Genomic DNA, 16,251 nt, shown 5'->3' with positions numbered 1-16,251 from the left:
CGCGCCATCAACCATCGCCATTCACGGTCGAGCATCGAAAGGAGCCCTAACGTGGCCAGCACCCGCAAAGTCATCATCACCTGCGCGCCGACGGGCGCGATCCACACGCCGTCGATGTCGCCGCACTTGCCCGTGACGCCGCGCGAGATCGAGGAAGCGGCGGTCGCGGCCGCCGAAGCCGGCGCGGCGATCCTGCACCTGCACGCGCGCGATCCGGCCGACGGCCGGCCGACGCAAGACCCGGCCGTGTTCGCCGAATTCCTGCCGCGCATCAAGGCGCGCACCGGCGCGGTGATCAACATCACGACGGGCGGCAGCCCGCACATGACGGTCGCGGAGCGGCTGCGTCCCGCGCATCATTTCCAGCCCGAGGTCGCGTCGCTGAACATGGGCTCGATGAACTTCGGCCTCTATCCGATGCTCGAGCGGTTCCGCGAATTCAGACATCCGTGGGAACGCGAGCATCTGGAGAAAAGCCGCGACCTCGTGTTCAAGAACACCTTTGCGGACATCGAGACGATCCTGACGAGCTGCGGCGCGAACGGCACGCGCTTCGAATTCGAGTGCTACGACCTCTCGCACCTGTACAACCTCGCGCACTTCGTCGATCGCGGGCTCGCGAAGCCGCCGTTCTTCATCCAGAGCGTGTTCGGCCTCCTCGGCGGCATCGGCGCGCATCCGGAAGATCTCGCGCACATGCGCCGCACGGCCGACCGCCTGTTCGGCGGCGACTACGTGTGGTCGATCCTCGGCGCGGGCAAGAACCAGATTCCGCTCGCGACGATCGGCGCCGCGCAGGGCGCGAACGTGCGCGTCGGCCTCGAGGATTCGCTGTGGATCGCGCCGGGCAAGCTCGCCGAATCGAGCGCCGCCCAGGTGCGCAAGATTCGTCAGGTGCTCGAAGGATTGTCGCTCGAGATCGCGACGCCCGCCGACGCGCGCGCGATGCTCGCGCTCAAGGGCGGCGACGCGGTCAACTTCTGACGACGCGCCGCCCGACCATTCGACAAGCAAGCGCAGAAACGCGGCATCGGCGCAAGCCGATGCCCGGCAGGCCGCCTTTCGCCCCGCTCCCGACGAGCGCCGCCGGCGCGCGACCTGCGCATCTGCCCGTCATCTGAACGCGGAGCGCCGTGCTTGCCGTGCGCTCCGGCTCGTTCCCACCGGAGTCGCACCCATGTCCGCTCACCACGCCGAAGCTCTCTGTCCGCCCGCCGGCGACGCCCGCGCGTCGCTGAACCGCCTGCTGTTCCGCAAGCTGATGCCGCTGCTCATCACCGCATACGTGATCAGCTTCCTCGATCGCACGAACATCGCGTTCGCGAAGCATTCGATGGGCGTCGATCTCGGCATTTCGTCGGCCGCCTACGGTCTCGGCGCGGGACTCTTCTTCGTCACGTACGCACTCTTCGAGATCCCGAGCAATCTGATCATGCATCGCGTCGGCGCGCGGTTCTGGATCACACGAATCATGATCACGTGGGGCGCGCTGTCGGTCGCGATGGCGCTCGTGCGCGGCGAAACGTCGTTCTATGCGATGCGCGTCATGCTCGGCGCCGCCGAGGCCGGGCTCTTTCCCGGCGTGATGCTGTATCTGACCTACTGGTTCGGCCGCGAGGAACGCGCACGCGCGACCGGCTATTTTCTGCTCGGCGTGTGCATCGCGAACATCGTCGGTGGCCCGCTCGCGGGCGCGCTGCTCGAACTCGACGGCGCGCTCGGGCTGCACGGCTGGCAATGGTTGTTCATGATCGAAGGCATTCCGGCGATCGCGCTTGCATTCGTCGTCTGGACCCGCCTGCCGGACCGGCCGAGCGACGCGCGCTGGCTCGCGCCCGAAGTCGGCCGCGCGCTCGAACGCACGCTCGCGAGCGAACAGGCGGAGGGCGCGTCCGCGCACGGGACGCATACGTTCGGCATCGCGCTGCGCGATCCGCAGATCTGGCTCGCGATCTTCGTGTATTTCTGCCATCAACTGACGATCTACACGATGATCTTCTTCCTGCCCGGCATCATCGGCGAATCGGGGCGCTTCACGCCCATCGTCATCGGCCTGCTGGCCGCGATGCCGTGGATCGCCGCGGCGCTCGGCGCGGCGACGCTGCCGCGCTTCGCGCGCGACTCGTCGCAGTCGCGGCGGATGCTGTGCGCGGGGCTCGTCGTGATGGCGGCGGGACTCGTCTGCGCGGCGTATGCGCAGCCCGCGGCCGCGCTCCTCAGCGTGTGCGTCGCCGCGTCGATGTTCTTCGTCGTGCAGTCGATCGTGTTCACGTTCCCCGCGTCACGGCTGTCCGGCAGCGCACTCGCGGGCGGGCTCGGCCTCGTCAACACATGCGGCCTGCTCGGCGGCTTCGTCGGCCCGACCGTCGTCGGCACGATCGAGCAAGTGACCGGCAACGCGAAGAACGGCCTCGCGTTCCTCGCGATCGCGCTCGTCGTCGCCGCATTCGCGAGCCTGCGGCTCAAGCACGGGCACGAATGACGGCGCACGGCGGCGACGGAACGCATATGCCCCGCCGCCGCCGTGCGTCAGCGTACGACCGGATAGTCGATGCGCTCGGGCACCCGGCGCATGATCACGTCGCCGCCGCGAATCGACAGCAGCGCCTTCGCCTGCCGCCGCAGCACTTCGTAGTCGTCGCTCGCGTCGAGCACGACGAGATTCGCGGGCCGTCCCGGCTCGATCCCGTAGCGCTCGCCGAGATGCATCGTCCGCGCGCTGTGGTCGGTGACGAAGTCGAGGCTGCGCGCGAGATCCTGATAGCCCATCAGGTGGCAGATGTGCAGCCCCGCGTCGAGCACGCGCAGGATGTTGCCGTTGCCGAGCGGATACCAAGGATCCCGAATCGAATCCTGCCCGAAGCACACGTTCATCCCCGCATGGTCGAGCTCGGCGACGCGCGTGACGCCGCGGCGCTTCGGGAACGTGTCGAAGCGGCCCTGCAAATGGATGCTCTCGGTCGGACACGAGATGAAGTTGATGTCCGAGCGCTTCAGCAAGCGGAACAGCTTCGAGCAATACGCGTTGTCGTACGAGCCCATCGCGGTCGTGTGGCTCGCCGTCACGCGCGCGCCGAGCCCGCGCACGCGCGCTTCCTCGGCGAGCACTTCGAGAAAGCGCGAGTTCGGATCGTCGGTCTCGTCGCAATGCACGTCGACGAGGCAGCCGGTGCGCTCGGCGAGATCCATCAGGAACCGGATCGAGCTCACGCCCTGTTCGCGCGTGTTCTCGAAGTGCGGGATGCCGCCGACGACGTCCGCGCCGATCTCGATCGCCTGCTCCATCAGCCTGCGGCCGCCGTCGAACGATTCGATCCCTTCTTGCGGAAACGCGACGATCTGCAGATCGATCAGGCCGCGCGCCTCGTCCTTCACTTCGAGCATCGCCTTCAGCGCGGCAAGCGTCGGATCGGTGACGTCGACGTGCGTGCGCACGTGCTGGATCCCGTGATCGCGCAGCATCGCGATCGCCGCGTGCGCGCGCGTCTTCGTGTCCTCGTGCGTGATCGTCGCCTTGCGCTGCGACCATCGCTCGATGCCTTCGAACAGCGTGCCGCTCATGTTCCATTCGGGCTCGCCCGCCGTCAGCACCGCGTCGAGATGGATGTGCGGCTCGACGAGCGGCGCAATCACGAGCCGGCCTTCGACGTCGATATCGTCCGCGCCCTGCGCGGCGACGCGCGCCGACTGCGGCGTGACGCTCGCGATCGCGCCGCCGTCGAGCGCGATGCTGAAAAGACCGCTGCGCTTGCGCAGCGTCGCGTTGATGAGCTTCATCAGAACTCCTGTCGTTGCGTGTCCGACATCCGCCACGCGAGCAGCGCGACGGACGCGTTCAACCGAAAATACGGATCGGCGAGCGATTGCCCCGACTGCGTCTCGATCCTGCGCAGCCGGTGATTGAGCGTGTTGCGATGGATCGCCAATTGCTCGGCCGTCTTGATCGCATTGCCGTTTTCCTGAAGCAGCGCCTCGAGCGTCTCGATCAGCATCGTCGGGTGCTTGCGGTTGCTGTCGAGCAGATTACCGAGCGTTTCCTTCACGAAGCTGTCGATCAGCGTCGGATCGGGAATCGCCGCAAGCAGCTTCAGCACGCCGAGCTCGCTGTAATCGCACAGGCCCTGCCCCGGCCGCATCCCTTCGGCGACGCCGAGCGCCTGCCGCGCCTCGGCGAGCCCGCGGCAGTAATGGCCCGCGGCGCCGACCGTCGACGAAATCCCGATGAACAGCGCGAGCGGGCCGATTTGCCGGCTCAGCGCGTCGCGCAGCGCGCCGAGCGCGAGCTTGCTCTTCCGAAAGCGCGGATCGTCGCACGGCAGCAGCAGCACGAACAGTTCGCCCTGCTCGACGACGGGCAGCGCGCCGTTCTCGTCGCGCAGCCAGTCGTCGAGACCGCGCTGGACGGTCCGCCGCGCATCCTGCAGCAGCGTCTCGGCCGCGGCCGGATCGCGGCCGTCGAAGAGCGCGGGCACGCCCGCGAGCCTGAGCGCGACGACGCGGCGCGGCCGGTCGAGCGCGAGCTGCAGGTTGCGCGCGCGATGGGCCGCGATGTCGATGCTCGGGTAATCGCCCGTCAGCAGCTGGTTGACGATGTCGCGCTGCGAGCGCAGCGTATTCTCGTGTCGCACGAGCGCTGTGCCGATCAGCTGCGTGACGATCACCATCTTCAGCAGATACGGCTGCTCGATCAGCGGAATCCCGAGCTGCTCGGCGAGCGCGACGACCGAATCGGGAATGCGGCGGATGAACGCCTCGCCCGTGAGGATCACCATCCCGGCGATGCCGCTCTTCGCGCCTTCGCGAATCAATTGCAGCAGGTTCGCCTCGTCGCGCGGATGATTGATCCCGGTGACGAACACGAGCTCGCCGCCCATCACCCAGTCGGCGATGCCTTCGTTCTCGGCGACGTAGTACCAGCGCACCGGCCGCTGCACGCCGCGCTCACCCGCGCGCAGCTCGAGCTCTTCGAGGCCGGGCAGTTGCAGGATCTCGCTGACGGTCAGACTCATCGCTTCACTCCCCCTGGATCGACGGCGCACGCGCGATGCGGCTCGCGACCTGCACGAACACGATGTAGCAGAGCGACGACGCGGCAATGCCGACGAGCGGCGCGATCCACGGCGACGCATACGCGAGCGCCGCGCCGATCGCATACGCGGCGAGCCCCGCGACGTTGAAGCGCGGCAGCGGCGCGGTCGCGATCGCCGGATAGCGGCCGCGGTGGCGATACCAGAAGTCCGCGAGGATCACGCCGCCGACGGGCGGGATGATCGAGCCGAGCAAGATCAGGAACGGAATCAACAGTTCGTACATGCCGCCGATCGCGAGCACGATGCCGACCGCCGCGCCGACGAGCGTCAGCGCGCGGCGACGCTCGGTGCGCAGCAAATGGCACGCGGCCGCCGACACGTTGTAGATCGTCGGCCCCTGGATCGTCCACAGGTTCATGCAGAGCATCACGACGGCCGCGATCGACAGCCCTTGCAGCATCATCACTTCGACGATGTCCGGCTGCTGATAGACGATCGCGCAATACGCGCCCGCGACGATCATCAGGCCGTTGCCGACGAAAAAGCCGATCATGCTCGCGGCGACGGCCGCGCGGCCGCTCTTCGCGAGCCGCGTCCAGTTGGTCGCCTGGGTCGCGCCGCTCGCGAACGTGCCGAACACCATCGTGACCGCGGCGGCGAAGCTCATCGGCTGCGTCGGCACGATCTTCGCGAGGCCGGGCCAGCCGCCGACGTCGCGCGTCGCGATCCACATCGACACGACGAGCAGCACGAACATCAGCGGCACCGACACGCGCGACAGCGCGTCCATCCCGCGATAGCCGACGATCGCGGTGATCGCGAAGCCGAACCCGAACAGCACCATCAGCGGCGTCGTGACCGACGCGGGCCAGCCGAGCAGCTTGACGAGCACGATTGCGACGGTCGCGGTGCCCCATGCATACCAGCCGAGCTCGGCAAAGCCGAGCAGGAAGTCGGACAGCTTGCTGCCGACCTCGCCGAAGCAGAAGCGCCCCATCAGCACCGAGTTCAGACCGCTGCGCGACGCGACGAACGCGAGCGCCGCCGCGTAGACAGCGAGCAGCAGGTTGCCGACAACCGCGACCCACAACATGTCGACGACGCGAAACGCGACGCCGATCTTGCCGCCCGCGAACATCGTGCCCGTGAAAAACGTGAAGCTGAGCAGCACCATCGTGATCGACAGCACGCCTTTGCGCTCGTGCGCCGGCACTTCGCTCAATGAGAATTCGCCCCGTGTCGCCATCGTTTATTGGTCTCCAGCATTCCAGCGTGAACGGATGATGCACGGTCAATAAGGCCGCCGCATCCCGATTCGGACAATCCATACCGAAATCGAACTCGAATATTGCAAAGCGGACAATCTTCGTCATTCACCTTGCACAAGCGACGTGCATCATACCGCCACTCGGCCGCCATTCTACTGTGCAAATCGCTTAACGCGATAATGCGATTAAATGGAAGTATTTCGGGCCGCAATAACCGATTCACCTCTACGTTTAAAAATTGCCGATTATGTCTGAATTTTGACGGACATATTCCGTTGAAATCGGGCATGGCGTGCGTGCTGAAAAGCCCGCCGATAAACGTGGAGACGACGCCGGGCGGCGAACGTGCGGGGCCGCCGCGCGCGGCCGATTGCCCGCGAGACGGACATCGATTTGAAGACTAGGAACGACGCCGCGTTCTCGCGGCGACGCAACGGCGTGACGGTTTGACGCGGATAGACGAAACGATGCGCCGTGCGAACTGCACGCCGCATCGTCACGCCGCTTTCACTTCCAGCCTTCGATCGTCAGCCCGCTGCGCTGCTCGGCTTCTTCTCGCGAAACGCGGCGCACCGTCTGGCCGAACGTCCAGACATGTCGCTCAGGATCGCGAGCGCGGTACGTGCGGTCGCCGTAGAACTGATCGGCGGGCTCTTGCAGGATGACGGCGCCCGCCGCGCGGGCCCGCTCGCAATGCGCGTCGATGCCGGACTCGAGCTGTACGTGCACGCATTGCGTGTTCTTGCCGTCGAGCAACGACGGGCTGACGGCGAAGTCGCTCCAACCGCCGGCGCCGATCATCACGACGCTTTCGCCGAACGACATCTCGGCGTGCGCGATGCGTCCCTCCGCATCGTTGACGACCAGGCTGCGCGTAAAGCCGAACGCGCGTTCGAGCCATTCGAGCGCGACGCGCGGATCGCGGTAGAACACCGCACTGCTGAACGACGGACGACGGAATGTGGCATGCATTTGAACGGCTCCTTCGGCGTTGACGGGAAATCACTTTCGTCAAAGCCGCATGCCCTGTCAAGCCATAGATTCGGGCTCCGTCGCTCGGCTGCGCACGCCGCGCCGCGCCGCCGGAATCGTTAGAAGCGCGTACGAAAACCGACTGCCGCGACGACCTGATTCCCCGTCGACGACGCGCCGCCCGCGGTGTTGATCATCGCCACGTAGTTGCGTCCCGATGCGTGCTGATACATTCCTTCGAGATAAACGTCGGTGCGCAGCGACAAACGGTACACGGCCTGCAGATCGACCTGATGCCATTTCGGATCGGAACCGTACTTGACGGTGTCGTCGACGTGGCCATCCGTATACGTGTACGCGGCGCCGACGCTGAACGCGGGCGTCACCTGGTACTTTCCGTTCAGCTCGTAGTTGTCGAAGCGGACCGTGCCGCCCGTCGAGCCGAACGACGCGGTGTTCTCGTATTCGGCGCGCGTGTATACGAAGCCGACCGTCGCCGGGCCGAACGCGTAGTCGACGCCGCCGCCGTACGAGCGCATCCGGTCCGCGCCGAGCGAGAAGCCGCCCTTGCCGTTCGCCGCCGGTTCGACGACGTCGACCGCGCCCGGGCTGCTCGCGGTCGCGCCCTTCGAGCCGTTGATCTGCAAGTAGCCGGCTGCGACGTTCAGCGGGCCGCGCGTGTAGCTTGCGCCGAAGCTGTATGCGCGGTTCGTTGCGAAATCGGTGCTGTTCGACATCGCGTACATGCCGCCGAACTTGAAGCCCGCGTACGTGTTGCTCGTGTACTTCAGCGCGTTGCTGATTCGCAGCGAGTGGTTCAGGTTGTCGTTGTCGAACGGATGCGCGAAGCTCGCGTCGCCGAACGTGCCCGCCGTCGCCGACAGCGGCGCGACGAAATCGACGAGCGAATCGTACTGCCGGCCGATCGTCAGGGTGCCGAAACGATTGTCCGACAGCCCGACGTACGCGAAGCGGCCGAACAGCCGGCCGTCCTGGCCGAGCTTGCCGTTTTCGTCGTTGAAGCCGTTCTCCAGCACGAACAGCGCCTTCAGGCCGCCGCCGAGATCCTCGGCGCCGCGCACGCCGAAGCGGCTGCCGTTGACGGCGCCCGTCGTCGCCTGCACGAGGCCGCCGTGCGCGTTGCCGCTCGCGACGTTGTTCGTATACATGATCCCCGCGTCGATCAGCCCGTACAGCGTGACCGAGCTCTGTGCGTGTGCGGCCGTCGCGGCCAGGACCCCTGCGGTCGCGCATGCAAACCGGATGTTTTTCACAACGAAACTCCTTGTTGATGGAAATGAAACGACTCGATCCGACGACGATCGAGTGTAGGGATTCGTCCGTCCCGGATCAGCGGCCCGGCGCGCAGCGCTTCTTTGCGCAGGCCGGAACGAACGGACACATTTCCGTCACGCAACCGCACCCCGATTGGCTGCGTGACGCGCCCTTCTGCTTTTCAGTGTTGTGCGATCTGGAAGGCTGCGTACCGGCGCCGCCGGTTTTTCCACGCGCGGCCGCTGCGTAGACTTTGCTTCGTCAGTTCGGATCGTCCATCGCGAACTGCATCGAACCGAATCACACTGGAGGTCATCTTGAAATCGATCGTCGTCACCGTTGCCACCGCACTCGTGCTCGCCGCACCGGTCGTCTCGTTTGCCCAATCAGCGAACGGCTCGCTCACGCGCGCGCAAGTCATTCAGGAGCTCGCCGATCTGGAATCGGTCGGCTATCAGCCGTCGCGCGGCAACGAGACGACCTATCCGGACGACATCCAGGCTGCGCAGCGCCGTCTCGAAGCGAAACGTCTCGCCGCGCGCAAGGCCGCCGAGTCCGCGCACGGTCCGGCTGTCGCGGGTGCCACGCAGGCCGGCAAGCCGGCGGCGAACGCGCAATAAGCGAGCGTCGCTCGGGAGACGTCGGGCAAGGAGACATCACGGAAGAAGAGGCGATGCGCGATGCATCGTCTCTTTGCTGTTTGCTGTTTGCTGTTTGCCGCTTCATTATTTCGCTGCCTCGCCGTTGCATTGCGCAACCGGTCCACTCGCACATCGTTTCATCGCCTGGTCAATGACGATGCAATGACGACGCGAACATGCAGCGAATCCAACCCACCCTCGACCGCGCCGCGCAACGTCCCGCTCTCGACACGACAATGCAACACGCCAAGCCCGCAAGCGACACGATACGCGACGCGCCGCCGTCCATCCGGAACGGCGAGGCAGCGCGTCCCGCCGCCACCGAAAGCTCGATCAATGACTGAGCGCGTGCGTCGATTCGAGGCCGACGTCGAGCGCCACGGCGATCGTGCTTTGCGTCGCGTCGGACGCCTCCGCGCCGATCGCCGCCAGCATCGCTTCGTCGCGCGCAATCATCTTCGGCATGTGGAAGCGCAGCGCGTCGACCCAGGTCCGCACCTTTGCATCGATGAAACGGCGCGACGGATAGAGCGCATAGACGTTCATCTTCTGCAGCCGATGCGCGGGCAGCACACGCACGAGATTGCCGCAGCGCAGGTCTTCGATCGCCGCATAGAGCGGCAGCATGCCTATGCCGATCCCCGCGCGGATCGCGACCGCGAGCGATTCGGCGGTATTGGTCTGCACCGGACCGTCGACCTTGATCTCCTCGGTGCCGTTCGGCCCTTCGAGCAGCCATTCGTGCGTCGGGAACGCGGGCGTGCGCAGCGTCAGGCACGCGTGCCGCGCGAGATCGCGCGGGGCGCGCGGCGCGCCGTGCGCGCGCAGATACGCGGGCGTCGCGCACAGAATGCTGAACGTCGAGCCGAGCAGATGCGACACGAGCTCGGAATCGGGCAGCGACGACGCGGTCACGACCGCCATGTCGCTCGATCCGTCGAACAGGTCCGGCATCCGCTGCGACAGCGTGAGCTCGATCGACACGTCCGGATGCTGGCCGCGGTATGCGGTCAGCGCGGGCAATACGTAATGCTGGCCGATGCTCGCGAAGCTATGCATCCGCAGCACGCCGGCGGGTCGCTCGTGCGCGCGGCTCGCATCTTCTTCCGCCTGATCGACGTCCGCGAGAATCTGCCGGCAACGCAGCAGATAGCGCTCGCCGGCGGGCGTCAACGCGAGACGCCGCGTCGAGCGGTTCATCAGGCGCGTGCGCAGCCGGGCCTCGAGCTCGGACACCGCGCGCGACATCGCGCCCGTCGTCGAATTCAGTGATTGCGCGGCTGCCGTGAAGCTGCCTGCCTCCACCACGCGAGCGAACACCCGCATGTTCTGTAACGTATCCATTCGTGTCCAAAACATTCCGAAGAGTCGATATTGTCCTCCAGCGGGACACGCGCATTGTTGCCGCCACGGCAACTAAGGTTTCCCCGCAGTTGCGTTAATACGCGGGCGCGCGGCTCCTACAATCGGCGCCTCTCCGGCCGGGACTGGCATCGTCGCGCAGGCCGGAGGCCCTCGATATGCGTCTGCCAGAAGCACTGCCACAAGCCATGAAGCACGAGCCCACGCTACAGCGAATCCTCATCGACCCGCAACGATGGCAGGAGCGGCTGCGAAGCGTCGGCAGGCTCGCGTGCGACTGGGCGGGCCGCGACGGCCTCGTCTGGCTGCATCTCGCGAAGACGGTCACAGCCGCGCTGCTCGCGATGGGCATCGCGATGCTGCTCGACCTGTCGCAGCCGCGAATCGCGATGACGACCGTGTTCGTGCTGATGCAGCCGATGAGCGGGATGGTGTTCGCGAAGAGCTTCTATCGCATCGTCGGCACGGGCGTCGGGCTCGCCGCCGCGCTCGCGCTGGGCGGCCTGTTCGCGCAGCAGCCGGAGCTCTACATGGCGGGCATCACGCTGTGGGTCGCGGGCTGCATCGCGGCCGCCGTGCGCAACCGGCACTTCCGCTGGTACGGCTACGTGCTCGCCGGCTATACCGCCGCGCTGATCGGCCTGCCCGCGGTGATGGCGCCGAACACGCTGTTCCTGTCCGCGCTCACGCGCGCGGCCGAAGTCGCGGTCGGCATCTTCTGCTCGGGCGCGGTCAGCGCGCTCGTGTTTCCCGTCAGCTCGAGCGACGCGCTGATGCGCTCGCTGAACGGCCGGCACGCCGATTTCGTCGCGTTCGCCGCGAGCACGCTGGCCGGCTCCGTCGAACGCAGCGATTTCGAGCGGCGCTTCGCCGATTTCGTCGACGGCATCGTCGGCTTCGAGGCGACGCGCGCGTTCGCATCGTTTGAGGATCCGCACATCCGCGCGCGCAGCCGGCGGCTCGCGCGACTGAACAGCGAGTTCATGAACGCGTGCGCACGGCTCCATGCATTCCATCAGTTGCTCAGGCGGCTGCGCGCGAACCGTGCGGTCGAAGTGCTCGCGGCGATCGCCCCGCACGTCGATGCGCTGCCGGCCGTGCTGTCCGCGCTGCGTGACGATCTCGCGCGGCAGCGCGCGGCGCAAGCGAGCCCGCCCGCGCCGGCGCTCGTCGAGCTGAGCGCGTATCTCGCCGCGCTGCCGAAGCGCGCGCGCGCGTCGCGGCGCGCGGTCGAGACGCTCGCGAGCGCCGGCGTGCTCGACTTCGACACCGCGATCGAGCTGCTCTACCGCTTCGTCGACGATTTCCTCGGCTATGCGGAGACACATGCGTCGCTCGCGCTCGACAGCCACGTGCTCGAGCGCTCGGTCACGCGCTACGCGGTGAAGACCAACCGCTACTTCGTCGGCTTCACGTTCCTGCGCACGCTCGCCGCGATGGGCGCGATGAGCGCGTTCTGGATCGCATCCGAATGGTCGAGCGGCGGGCTCGCGGTGATCGGCACCGCGATCGCGTGCGCGCTCAGCTCGACCGCGCCGCGCGCGAGCCGCTTCGTCGCGCAGATGGCCGCGGGCGCGGCGCTCGCGACGATCGCGGGCTATCTGTACATCTGCTACGTGTATCCGAACATCGATGGCTTTCCGCTGCTGTGCGTGACGCTCGCCCCCACGCTCGCGGCGGGCGCGTATCTCGCGACACGCCCCGGCAAGTCCGGCTACGGGATCGGCTTCGTCGTGTTCTTCTGCCTGCTCGCGGGGCCCGACAATGTAATCGCCTACGCTCCCGACGCGCTGATGAACAACGGGCTTGCGCTCGTCGCGTCGATGCTCGCCGCGTCGCTCGCGTTCGCGGTGATCTTCCCCGCAGAGATGCCGTGGCTCACCGGCCGGATCACGCGCGACTTGCGCCGCCAGGTCACGCTCGCGTGCGACGGCCCGCTGCAAGGCCTCGACCAGCGCTTCCAGTCGAGCTCGCACGATCTGATGTCGCAGCTGCGCAACCTGCTGATGAAGCGCTCGCGACGACATCGCGACGCGCTGCACTGGATGCTCGCGACGCTCGAAGTCGGCCACGCGGTGATCGACCTGCGCCGCGAGATGCAGTCGTTCACGGCCGCGCAGCCCGCGCAGGCGCTGCGCTGGACCGTCCTGATCGACGCGGTGCGCGAGGCGCTGCCGCCGCTCTTCGAGACGCCCGACGCGCATCGGCTCGCGCGCGCGCTGAAGTCGGTCAATCTCGCGATCCGCGCGGTCCAGCACACGCAGCACCTGTGGTATGCGGTGCCCGACGAGCGCCGGCAGATGCAGCGCATCGTGAGCTGCCTGCACTTCATCCGCTGCGCGCTGATCGACCAGGACGCGCCATTCAATCGCGGCGCGCGCGCCCGCGAGCGCGAGCGCGCAAGGCGCGGCTGACGCACCGAACGATCGTTGTGCGAAATGGAAAGAAGCTCCCCAGGCCGGCCGATTAATCCAATCCGATCCGAGTCATATAGTTTCATCACCGTCACGCAAGACGGAAAACCTCAAGGAGAAATTCAAATGAAGTCGCTGCAAATCGCCGTCGTCGCGCTGTCGCTGTCTGCCGTCATGGCCGCTGCTCACGCGCAACCCGCCGCCGACGCGGGCCGGCAACCGGCGAACCGCACCGAGACCGTGCAATCCGCCGGCCGCGTCCCCGCCGCCCATCAAGACCGCAAAGACCCGAACGAATGCGTCGGCCCGGTCAGCTTCTGCAACATCTACTTCGGCAGTTGAGCGTCGTGCGCGCCGCGCTCCCGCCTGCACGGAAAGCTCGCGAAGAGCTTTCCGTTTCATGACTTCAAGCTGTCAAATTCCTTTGCGAGACTGCGCGCTCGATTCACCGTCCGCGCAACGTCTCGACGAGCGGCGGTGCCTTCAAGCCGATCAGCCTTCGCTCCTCCGTGTCGATGAAACGTCGCCTCTCCCGCCTTCTCGCTCCAACCCTGCTGTGCGCCGCGCTCGCCGCTTGCGGCGCCGATGACGCGAACGACGACGGCTCGCCGCCGTCCGCGCAGCCGAACCCGACGCCTGATGCACCCGCGTCGGCACCGTCCCCGGCATCGGCGACACCCACCTACTATCAGACGAAGACGCCTTATCGTCCGCAGCAGGACGCATCGACCTACGAAGCGCCGCCCGCGGGTTACGCACCCGTCTATACGGAGATGGTCGCGCGCCACGGCTCGCGCGGGCTGTCCGGCTTCAAGTACGACGGCGCGATTTACGACATGCTGCAGAAGGCCGACGCCGACGGTGCGCTGACGCCGCTCGGCCAGCAGTTGAAGGCCGACACGTTCACGATGATGAAGGCGAACGCGCTGCTCGGCTACGGCGTCGCGGGCATCTCGACGCCCGGTTACGGCAATCTCACGCAAGCCGGCATCCGCGAGCATCGGCAACTCGCCGCGCGGCTGCTGCAGCGGCTGCCCGCGCTGTTCGACACGGTTGCGGGCGCGGCGGCCGGCAGCGCGCCGCGCAGGATCGTCGTCGTCAATTCCGGCCAGGATCGCGCAGTCGACAGCTCGACGTACTTCTCCGGCGCGCTCGTCGCCGCGCGCCCCGCGCTCGCGCAGTCGATCACGCTGCCGCCCGCGCCGGCCGGCTACCCGGAAGGCGCGCCCGTCGCGCAAGCCGCGGGCGTCAACCGCTTTCTCCTGTACTTCCACTCGCTGAAGCCCGCGACCGATCTCGTCACGTCGATGACCGATCCGTATTACGCGATCTATCGCGACAGCATCGCGTATCAGGCGTACGGGAGCAATTCCGTCGTCACCGCGAAGCTCGATGCGATCGCGCAGTCGCCGCAGACGACACAGGTCGCGCAGACGGTGCTCGCCGGCCTCGTGACGCCCGATTTCGTCGCGAAGCTCGGCACGACGGGCTACACGTTCTCGAACACGGGCACGTATACGTTCGCGTCGGCGGACGGCAAGTTCGGCAACACGATCAAGGGCGACGGCAAGACGAAGATCAAGTCGGCCGCCGACGCCGCTAACGTGCTGTACAACCTGCTGCAGGTCGCGCCCGCGATGACGACCGAGACAGGCGGCGTCGCGATGGAGCGCTACATCGCCGCGCCGCAGGCCGAGTACCTCGCCTATCTTCAGGACGCCGAGGATTTCTACGAGAAAGGCCCAGGCATCGCCGAAGCGAATCCGGTCACGTACCGGATGGCGCAGGGGCTCGTCGACGACTTCTTCGGCGAGATCGATGCGATCGCGCGCGGCGACCTGACGAACGCGGCGAAGCTGCGCTTCACGCATGCCGAAGTCGTGATTCCGTTCGCGTCGATCCTGAAGCTCAAAAGTGTATTCGCGCCCGTGCCGCAGGCGCAGACCTACACATACGCGAGCAACCCGTGGCGCGGCGAGACGGTGTCGCCGATGGCCGCGAACCTGCAGTGGGACGTTTACCGCAACGGTTCACGGCTCATCGTGAAGATGCTGTACAACGAGCGCGAGACCGATTTCCAGGCCGCATGCGACGACGCGCGCATCGCGCCCGGCAGCCGCTTCTACGACTACGCGGGCCTGAAGCGTTGCCACGGCTACGGCTGAGCGTCGCCCGTGCGCGGCCGCCATCCGGTCTCGCGCATCGCATCGACGAGCCGCGCCGCACCGAGCGCGTCGACGCGCACGCCGCGCGCCGCGAGACCGGTCGCCGCCACGAGCGCGTTGACGATCGCCTCCTCGACCGCTTCCGCCGCCGCGTCGAATAGCGCCGAGATGTGCGCGTCGGCGACCATCCGCACGCCGATCGTCGTCGGCCCCGAGCGTCCGTAGCTCGCGACCGGCAAGCCGGTGTTGCCGGTCGCGAACGCGACGAAGATGTCGCCGCTCGAGTTGTCAGTGCCGCCGCCGACGCGCGCAAGGCCGACGCTCGCGCGCTGCGCGAGCCGCGTGCATTGATGCGGCAGCAGCGGCGCATCGGTCGCGAGCGTCACGACGATCGAGCCCATTCCGGGCTCGCCCGCCGCGGCAGGCTCGCTGAACGGCGAATGCGCGTCGCGCAGCACTTCTCCGACCGGGTAGCCCGCGACGCGCAGCGCGGCGCGCTGCCCGTAATTCGCCTGCACGAGCGCGCCGACCGTCCAGCCGCCCGACGCATCGGCGACGACACGCGACGCGGTGCCGATGCCGCCCTTGAACTCGTGGCAGATCATCCCGGTGCCGCCGCCGACGCAGCCCTCCTCGACGGGCCCCGAACACGCGACGGCGAGCGCCTGCGCAACATGTTCGGCTTGCACGTGCTGCCCCCAGATGTCGTTCAGGAGTCCGTCGAAGGTCTCCATCACGACCGGCATGCACCAGTACACATGATCGCGATCGCGCGCGCCGCCCTGCGCGCGCTCGATCGCGATCAGCGCGTCGCGCACGACGCCGACGCCATGCGTGTTCGTATAAGCGATCGGCGTCGTCAAGAGCCCCGCCTCGCGGATCCATTCGAGCCCGGTCGCGTCGCCATTGCCGTTCAGCACGTGAACGCCTGCGAAGCAAGGCTCGTCGCGCGCTCGGCCGGCGCGCGGCTCGATCACCGTCACGCCCGTGTGCGCCGACGCGTCGCCCGCATCGACGTGCAGCGTGTGATGCCCGACCCGCACGCCCGCGACGTCGGTGATCGCGTTGAAGCGTCCCGGCTTGCCGCGGCCGATGCGGATGCCCAGATCTCGTGTGCGCATGCT

At 67.2% G+C, this 16,251-nt stretch carries 14 protein-coding genes; 7 read left to right on the top strand and 7 right to left on the bottom strand.

Annotated features, from left to right (window positions below; translation table 11 throughout):
- The first annotated feature begins 51 nt into the window (after positions 1–51).
- Complete coding sequence (kce, locus tag WS70_RS22935) at positions 52–984, top strand: 3,5-dioxohexanoate:acetyl-CoA acetone transferase (protein ID WP_059469697.1); 933 nt, start codon at positions 52–54, stop codon at positions 982–984.
- A 193-nt stretch (positions 985–1,177) separates the two neighbouring features.
- The gene (locus WS70_RS22925; RefSeq protein ID WP_059596420.1) at positions 1,178–2,482 is read left to right on the top strand and encodes an MFS transporter; all 1,305 of its coding nucleotides are present in this window, start codon (positions 1,178–1,180) and stop codon (positions 2,480–2,482) included.
- A 47-nt stretch (positions 2,483–2,529) separates the two neighbouring features.
- Here WS70_RS22925 and codA read toward each other — a convergent pair whose 3' ends face one another.
- The 5 genes from codA to WS70_RS22895 form a co-directional block, all read right to left on the bottom strand.
- A complete protein-coding gene (gene codA, locus WS70_RS22920) occupies positions 2,530–3,777 on the bottom strand; it encodes a cytosine deaminase (protein WP_059469695.1) in 1,248 nt (415 codons plus the stop codon).
- Positions 3,777–5,009, bottom strand: coding sequence for a PucR family transcriptional regulator (locus tag WS70_RS22915; protein WP_059596421.1), 1,233 nt, complete (start codon positions 5,007–5,009; stop codon positions 3,777–3,779). Before WS70_RS22915 ends, codA begins: the two co-directional genes overlap by 1 nt.
- 4 nt (positions 5,010–5,013) lie before the next feature.
- On the bottom strand, positions 5,014–6,276 hold the full coding sequence (gene codB, locus WS70_RS22910; protein ID WP_059469693.1) for a cytosine permease: 1,263 nt from the start codon (positions 6,274–6,276) through the stop codon (positions 5,014–5,016).
- Between the two features lie 529 nt (positions 6,277–6,805).
- Positions 6,806–7,270 carry a VOC family protein gene (locus WS70_RS22900; protein ID WP_059469691.1) on the bottom strand — a complete coding sequence of 155 codons (465 nt, stop codon included), beginning with the start codon at positions 7,268–7,270 and terminating at the stop codon, positions 6,806–6,808.
- A gap of 119 nt (positions 7,271–7,389) precedes the next feature.
- The gene (locus WS70_RS22895) at positions 7,390–8,544 is read right to left on the bottom strand and encodes a porin (protein WP_059469690.1); all 1,155 of its coding nucleotides are present in this window, start codon (positions 8,542–8,544) and stop codon (positions 7,390–7,392) included.
- A 17-nt stretch (positions 8,545–8,561) separates the two neighbouring features.
- On the opposite strand from WS70_RS22895, the gene WS70_RS32485 reads away from it, so the two are divergent.
- Positions 8,562–8,795, top strand: a complete 234-nt coding sequence (locus tag WS70_RS32485; RefSeq protein ID WP_059469689.1) for a hypothetical protein — start codon at positions 8,562–8,564, stop codon at positions 8,793–8,795.
- A gap of 67 nt (positions 8,796–8,862) precedes the next feature.
- Positions 8,863–9,165 carry a DUF4148 domain-containing protein gene (locus tag WS70_RS22885; protein WP_059469688.1) on the top strand — a complete coding sequence of 101 codons (303 nt, stop codon included), beginning with the start codon at positions 8,863–8,865 and terminating at the stop codon, positions 9,163–9,165.
- Between the two features lie 354 nt (positions 9,166–9,519).
- Here WS70_RS22885 and WS70_RS22880 read toward each other — a convergent pair whose 3' ends face one another.
- Positions 9,520–10,530 (bottom strand): LysR family transcriptional regulator, encoded by a 1,011-nt coding sequence (locus tag WS70_RS22880; protein ID WP_059596422.1) that lies wholly within the window; start codon positions 10,528–10,530, stop codon positions 9,520–9,522.
- Positions 10,531–10,736: 206 nt separating this feature from the next.
- Here WS70_RS22880 and WS70_RS22875 point away from each other — a divergent pair, with 206 nt between their 5' ends.
- From WS70_RS22875 to WS70_RS22865, 3 genes are all read left to right on the top strand, one after another.
- On the top strand, positions 10,737–12,962 hold the full coding sequence (locus tag WS70_RS22875; RefSeq protein ID WP_059596423.1) for an FUSC family protein: 2,226 nt from the start codon (positions 10,737–10,739) through the stop codon (positions 12,960–12,962).
- Between the two features lie 126 nt (positions 12,963–13,088).
- Positions 13,089–13,304, top strand: coding sequence for a hypothetical protein (locus WS70_RS22870; RefSeq protein WP_059469685.1), 216 nt, complete (start codon positions 13,089–13,091; stop codon positions 13,302–13,304).
- A gap of 173 nt (positions 13,305–13,477) precedes the next feature.
- The gene (locus tag WS70_RS22865) at positions 13,478–15,127 is read left to right on the top strand and encodes a histidine-type phosphatase (protein WP_059596424.1); all 1,650 of its coding nucleotides are present in this window, start codon (positions 13,478–13,480) and stop codon (positions 15,125–15,127) included.
- Here WS70_RS22865 and WS70_RS22860 read toward each other — a convergent pair.
- Positions 15,118–16,248 (bottom strand): DmpA family aminopeptidase, encoded by a 1,131-nt coding sequence (locus tag WS70_RS22860; protein WP_059469683.1) that lies wholly within the window; start codon positions 16,246–16,248, stop codon positions 15,118–15,120. The two genes, WS70_RS22865 and WS70_RS22860, sit on opposite strands and share 10 nt — an antisense overlap.
- Positions 16,249–16,251 lie beyond the last annotated feature (3 nt).

This window comes from Burkholderia mayonis, assembly GCF_001523745.2.
GTDB lineage: Bacteria > Pseudomonadota > Gammaproteobacteria > Burkholderiales > Burkholderiaceae > Burkholderia > Burkholderia mayonis.
The sequence above is the reverse complement of the archived record's forward strand: the minus strand, read 5'-3'. Positions and strand labels throughout refer to the sequence as shown.

Coding starts and splice junctions, on each gene's coding strand:
- WS70_RS22925 (WP_059596420.1), top strand. CDS start 1,178: ATGTCCGCTCACCACGCCGAAGCTCTCTGTCCGCCCGCCGGCGACGCC.
- codA (WP_059469695.1), bottom strand. CDS start 3,777: ATGAAGCTCATCAACGCGACGCTGCGCAAGCGCAGCGGTCTTTTCAGC.
- WS70_RS22915 (WP_059596421.1), bottom strand. CDS start 5,009: ATGAGTCTGACCGTCAGCGAGATCCTGCAACTGCCCGGCCTCGAAGAG.
- codB (WP_059469693.1), bottom strand. CDS start 6,276: ATGGCGACACGGGGCGAATTCTCATTGAGCGAAGTGCCGGCGCACGAG.
- WS70_RS22900 (WP_059469691.1), bottom strand. CDS start 7,270: ATGCATGCCACATTCCGTCGTCCGTCGTTCAGCAGTGCGGTGTTCTAC.
- WS70_RS32485 (WP_059469689.1), top strand. CDS start 8,562: ATGGAAATGAAACGACTCGATCCGACGACGATCGAGTGTAGGGATTCG.
- WS70_RS22880 (WP_059596422.1), bottom strand. CDS start 10,530: ATGGATACGTTACAGAACATGCGGGTGTTCGCTCGCGTGGTGGAGGCA.
- WS70_RS22875 (WP_059596423.1), top strand. CDS start 10,737: ATGAAGCACGAGCCCACGCTACAGCGAATCCTCATCGACCCGCAACGA.
- WS70_RS22870 (WP_059469685.1), top strand. CDS start 13,089: ATGAAGTCGCTGCAAATCGCCGTCGTCGCGCTGTCGCTGTCTGCCGTC.
- WS70_RS22865 (WP_059596424.1), top strand. CDS start 13,478: ATGAAACGTCGCCTCTCCCGCCTTCTCGCTCCAACCCTGCTGTGCGCC.
- WS70_RS22860 (WP_059469683.1), bottom strand. CDS start 16,248: ATGCGCACACGAGATCTGGGCATCCGCATCGGCCGCGGCAAGCCGGGA.